Source organism: Actinoplanes oryzae (assembly GCF_030757795.1).
GTDB lineage: Bacteria > Actinomycetota > Actinomycetes > Mycobacteriales > Micromonosporaceae > Actinoplanes.
The window spans coordinates 1-4,713 of record NZ_JAUQWH010000300.1; the positions used below are offsets into that span (position 1 = coordinate 1).

The 4,713-nt window shown below is 71.3% G+C and carries 8 protein-coding genes and 1 pseudogene; 2 read left to right on the forward strand and 7 right to left on the reverse strand.

All coding sequences use genetic code 11. The features are described from left to right. Nucleotides 1-739: ROK family protein (locus RBH18_RS43020; protein ID WP_306216296.1), on the forward strand; the 739-nt coding region annotated here is incomplete at its 5' end. Here RBH18_RS43020 and RBH18_RS43025 read toward each other — a convergent pair. From RBH18_RS43025 to RBH18_RS43040, 4 genes and pseudogenes are all read right to left on the reverse strand, one after another. Beyond that, on the reverse strand, nucleotides 727-1,149 hold the full coding sequence (locus RBH18_RS43025; protein ID WP_306216297.1) for a hypothetical protein: 423 nt from the start codon (nucleotides 1,147-1,149) through the stop codon (nucleotides 727-729). The two genes, RBH18_RS43020 and RBH18_RS43025, sit on opposite strands and share 13 nt — an antisense overlap. 55 nt (nucleotides 1,150-1,204) lie before the next feature. Continuing rightward, a complete protein-coding gene (locus RBH18_RS43030) occupies nucleotides 1,205-1,444 on the reverse strand; it encodes a Clp protease N-terminal domain-containing protein (protein ID WP_306216303.1) in 240 nt (79 codons plus the stop codon). 183 nt (nucleotides 1,445-1,627) lie between these two features. After that, a pseudogene (locus RBH18_RS43035) lies at nucleotides 1,628-1,810 on the reverse strand (Clp protease N-terminal domain-containing protein); the annotation flags it as partial. Between the two features lie 3 nt (nucleotides 1,811-1,813). Next, nucleotides 1,814-2,050 carry a helix-turn-helix domain-containing protein gene (locus RBH18_RS43040; RefSeq protein ID WP_306216298.1) on the reverse strand — a complete coding sequence of 79 codons (237 nt, stop codon included), beginning with the start codon at nucleotides 2,048-2,050 and terminating at the stop codon, nucleotides 1,814-1,816. A 161-nt stretch (nucleotides 2,051-2,211) separates the two neighbouring features. Between RBH18_RS43040 and RBH18_RS43045 the strand changes: the two genes are divergently transcribed. Then, nucleotides 2,212-2,949 carry an SDR family NAD(P)-dependent oxidoreductase gene (locus RBH18_RS43045; RefSeq protein WP_306216299.1) on the forward strand — a complete coding sequence of 246 codons (738 nt, stop codon included), beginning with the start codon at nucleotides 2,212-2,214 and terminating at the stop codon, nucleotides 2,947-2,949. A gap of 99 nt (nucleotides 2,950-3,048) precedes the next feature. Here RBH18_RS43045 and RBH18_RS43050 read toward each other — a convergent pair whose 3' ends face one another. The 3 genes from RBH18_RS43050 to RBH18_RS43060 form a co-directional block, all read right to left on the reverse strand. Continuing rightward, the gene (locus RBH18_RS43050; RefSeq protein ID WP_306216300.1) at nucleotides 3,049-3,261 is read right to left on the reverse strand and encodes a DUF3072 domain-containing protein; all 213 of its coding nucleotides are present in this window, start codon (nucleotides 3,259-3,261) and stop codon (nucleotides 3,049-3,051) included. Nucleotides 3,262-3,307: 46 nt separating this feature from the next. Continuing rightward, on the reverse strand, nucleotides 3,308-4,090 hold the full coding sequence (locus RBH18_RS43055; protein WP_306216301.1) for a VOC family protein: 783 nt from the start codon (nucleotides 4,088-4,090) through the stop codon (nucleotides 3,308-3,310). Between the two features lie 169 nt (nucleotides 4,091-4,259). Next, the coding region (locus tag RBH18_RS43060) for a cation:proton antiporter domain-containing protein (RefSeq protein WP_306216302.1) at nucleotides 4,260-4,713 on the reverse strand (454 nt) is incomplete at its 5' end.

Genomic DNA, 4,713 nt, shown 5'->3' on the forward strand with positions numbered 1-4,713 from the left:
CGCGGTGTCGCTCGCCGTCTCCGGCACGGTGTACGCCGGCCGCCTGGTCCAGTCCGCCACGCTCGGCTGGCGTGACGTCGACCTCGCCCCGGCCGCCGCCGGCCTGCCCCTGCTGCTGGGCAACGACGCGACCCTCGCCGGGGTGGCCGAGGCTCGCACCGGCGCGGCGCTCGGCGCCCCGACGGCCCTGCACCTCATCGTCGCCGTGGGCCTCGGCGGCACGGTGATCGTCGACGGCCGGCCCGCGACGGGCTCGTTCGGCGCCGCCGGTGAGTTCGGCCACCAGCCGTACGGGGATCGGGCCCTGCTCTGCCCCTGTGGCGCCCGCGGCTGCTGGGACCTGGAGGTGGACGGCCGGGCCCTCGCCCGCCACCTGGGACGCGCCGCGCCCGAGGACCCGGTGACCTTCGCCCGCGGGATTCTCACGGGACGCGAGCACCGGGACGCCGTGGCCCACGTGGCCCGGGCGCTGGGCGGAGGCACCGGCGCCCTGGTCAACGTCCACGACCCGGCCACCGTGACGCTGGGCGGGATCGGCCCGCTGGTGCGCGCGGCGGACCCGGTCGCCTTCCGGGAGGCGTACCTGGGCGGGTTGATGGCCTTTCATCGCACCCACCCGCCGGAGGTGGTCGACGCCGCGCACGGCGACGACGGCCCCCTCCAGGGCGCGGCGATCTTCGGCCTCGACGAGCTGACCAGCGAGCCGGCCCTGGCCGACTGGGCCGATCAGCTCCGGTAGTAGAGGGTGATCTCGTAGCCGCCCCGGACCAGGTGCCAGCCCAGGTCGTCGACGTCCACGATGTTCGGGCGGCCGGCGAGCCAGGCCGCCGCCATCTCGAGGGCCTCGGCGGGCGTGGCGCCGGTGCAGGCCATCCGGCGCACCTCGGTCTCGGCGCGGTCCGGCGCGTGCCGGGTCAGCGTCTGCGCGGGCACGATGGGCTCGGGCCCGGTCACCACCGCCGTCGGGCCGACCTGCTTGCCGCCGAGCACGCCCTGGACGAACCAGTCGTTGATCGTCTCGTCGTGCTCGACCGTCCAGCCCTCGATGGTCCCGGCGTCGGAGGCGATGGCGTGCTTCGCGTTGTCCAGCGCGGCATCGAGGGTGGCGACCTCGAGCTCCTCGCCGTTGTACTCGACCCGATACGTCATGGCGCCCCCGATACCCACCCGGACGCCGGAATAAGCCGCCGCGACGTGGGGTGGGTCAGGCCGCGGCGGACCCGAGCGACCGCGTCAGGTCCGCCCGCAGCAGCTCGAAATCCACGCCCTGATCGGCCAGGATCCGCGCCGCCAGCCCCTGCCCCTCGCGCAGGATGCCCAGCATGATGTGCTCCGGCGCGATGTAGTTGTGCTTGAGCCGGATCGCCTCGCGCAGCGACAGCTCCAGCACCTTCTTGTTCCGCTTCGAGAAGGGCACGTGCCCCGAGGAGAAGAACGCCCGCATCGGCCCCTTGCGCCCGGGCGGCGCCGGGTGGGGCAGCCGCAGCGCGCCCGGCCCGAAGTTCTCCTCGATGGCGCGGCGCACGGCGTCCAGGTCGATGCCGATGGCCCGCAGCGCCTCCCGGTCGGCGGTCTCGACATCCTCCGTCGTCGCGGGGGAGGCGGCGGCCACCCGGCGGATGACCTCGGATCGGACGAGGACGGTGGTGACTCCCTGGTCGCGCAGCGCGGGAGCCTCCGCGATCGCGGGGACGGCGAGCAGGGCGAGCAGCACGTGCTCGGTCCCGACCGGGGACTGGCCCAGCTCCCTGGCCTCGACCTGCGCGTGGACGACCGCCTCGCGCGCCGCATGGGTGAATCGCTCGAACATCTCTCAGCCCTCCCGGGGGTCCTGTGCCGGCACGGTCTTCGCATGCTTCTTGTGGACGCCCTGGCGCGTCACCTCGAGGGCGTCCGCTATCTCCTGCCAGGACCAGCCGTTGCGCCGGGCGTTCGCCACCTGGAGCTGCTCCAGGCCCTCGAGGAGGCGGCGGAGTGCCACGACCGCGCGCAGGCCGATCCGGGGATCGGTGCTGCCCGCCGCCGCGGCGAGATCGGTCGCTTCGGTCATGCTGTCAACATAGGTTGACAGGAGCCGGATGTCAACCATGGTTGACGCGGCGCGGCCGGCGACGATCGGATCGAGGCAATCAGCACATTTCCTGAGTCTTCTCGGCATCGACTGTTGCATCGCTCGGTCCATACAGTGCTGGTGAGCAGAAGGAGACAACGATGCGACTGCATGGGGCAACTGCCCTCATCACCGGCGCCGGCAGCGGCCTCGGCCGGGAGCTGGCCGAGGACCTGCTACGGCGGGGCGCGAACGTGTACGCGACCGCGCGCCGGCCCGAGCTGATCACCCTGGACGGTGTGCGAACTCTTGAGCTCGACATCACCGATCCCGCCTCCGTCGCGGCGGCCGCAGCCGTCGCCGCCGACGTCGACCTGGTCGTCAACAACGCCGGCGTGTCCTTCGGCGCCCCGCTCGCGTACGGGGACCTCGACCAGATCCGGCGGACCTTCGACACCCACCTCTGGGGCACGCTGACCGTGATTCGGGCGTTCGCCCCGATCCTTGCCGCCCATGGCGGCGGTGGCATTCTGAATCTGCTGTCCGCGGTGGGGTGGGCGCCGTTCGCCGGTAACCTCGCCTACTCGGCGGCCAAGGCGGCGCAGTGGGGGCTGACCAACGCCGTCCGGCTGGAGCTCGCCGGGCAGGGCACTCAGGTCAGCGGGGTGGTGCTGGGGCCGACGGCTACCGAGGCGATGACGTCCTTCGCGGCCCGGATGGACGGCGGTGACGCGTTGCTCAGCCTCATGAGCGCTCCGGCCGACATCGCCCGCATCGCTCTGGACGGTTTCGAGGCGGGCAAGACCGAGATCATCGCGGACCCCGCGAGTGCGGCCACCAAGGCGACGCTGACGGGTGAGCCGCAGTCCTTCGGCATGGAGATGCTGACGGCGCGGTGAGGCTCCCCGGCTTCGGGTGATGCGGAGGGCAGGAAAGCTTCGGGTGATGCTGAGGGCAGGAAAAAAGCCGGCCGGAGCCGGCTTCTTCCCGAACGAACCCTACTGACCGCGCCCGGTCTTCTCCTGCAGCTCGTCGATCAGCTGGGAGGCCTCGGCCTTGGTCGGCTCCTCCGGCACGTCCTCGCCCGCCTCGGACGCGAGCGTGTGCAGGTAGGACTGCTGAGCGCCGGTGGCCGGCTCCCCGCCGGTCGTCCAGTCCGACGGGTCCTTGATCGTGTTGGAGCTGTTATCTGTGTCCTGACCGGTGGCCATGGCGTCTCCCGTCACAAGCGAAGCATTCTTTCGAACGGGTGTATCACTACCCGCCGAAGGTCAGCTCCATGCCTGCCGTCGGGGAGATCTGCATGGTCAACTCGATCGGGATCTGCGCCGGCGCCGCGATGGAGAAGGGCGCGCCCCACGGGTCGAGCAGCTCCGCGTAGGTGCCGAAGCCGGTCTCGGAGACGCCGGTGACGACCGTGCCGCCGTAGGCCCGGCAGTCCTCGAGGGTCTCGGTGCAGTCGGCGACCTGGAAGGCGGCCCGCCACCAGCTGCCGCCGCGGCTCGGGGCGAGCCCGGCCATGGCGTCGTGGGCGGTGGTGATCCACTCGCCGCGGGTGCCGTCGCTGCCGTACTCGTCGCGGAGCAGCCAGCCGAAGGCCTGGCCGTAGAAGTTGGCCGCGGCCACGGCGTCGCCGGTGAGCAGCTCGGGGAAGGTCATGGTGCCCGGCTCGCCGCCCACCTGGGCGCCGGTGAAGTCGCGCGGCTCCCAGATGCCGAGGACGGCGCCGGCCGGGTCGGCGATCAGTGCGGCCCGGCCGCCGCGGCCCTCGGCGGGCTCGGTGCACACGCGGCCGCCGGCCTCGGTGACGCGGATGATCGACGCCTCGAGGTTGTGCTCGGTCAGGTAGGTCAGCCAGCCCGCCGGGCGGTCCGCGCCGGCCCGGGTGAGCCCGGCCACCGCGCGGCCGTTGAGCTTGAAGCGGTCGCCGGCCGGCTCCCAGCCGAAGAGCCGGGCGTAGAACTCCGCCGCCCGCGCGGGATCCGCACTCGCCAGCTCGACCCAGCAGGGTGTCCCCGGCGCAAAGCCCCGTATCCGCATCGGCCACACCTTTCATCGTCCATCGCGTCAGTCGTCCATCGTGGAATTCCGGCTGGGGGAAGGTGGGGATCACTTTACAGCTATGAATACGCTCTGCCACTACCCGAGGGTTCAATGTCCTAAATAAACTACGGTTCCACGGACAAGCAATTACAGAGGGTAATGTCGATTACTGAGCGTGTCGCTCTTCCGGGGTACGCGACCGGTCGTTGTTTCGGTCCAGAAGCCGCATCACGGGCGTGACCGCAACGCCGTGCAACACCACGCTCACCAAGACGACAAACGCCACTGTCGCCCATACGACATCCACGTTCGGGAACGTGGCATGCCCCATGGCGTACGCCAGGTAGTAGAACGACCCGATGCCCCGGATGCCGAACGTCGCGATGACCCAGTGCTCGCTGGTGCGGCCCGGGGCGCCGCGAAGCGACAGGAATCCTGACACCGGACGGATCATCAGGACAAGTGCCAAGCCGATCAACGCGGCCGGCCACGTCAGCGGGGCCAGGACGCCGCTCACCACGGCGCCGCCGAGCAGCAGCAGCAAAAGGACGGTCAGCAGGCGTTCGACCTGCTCCGCGAAGTCGTGCAGCACCTGGTGGTACTCGTGTGATCGTTGCGCG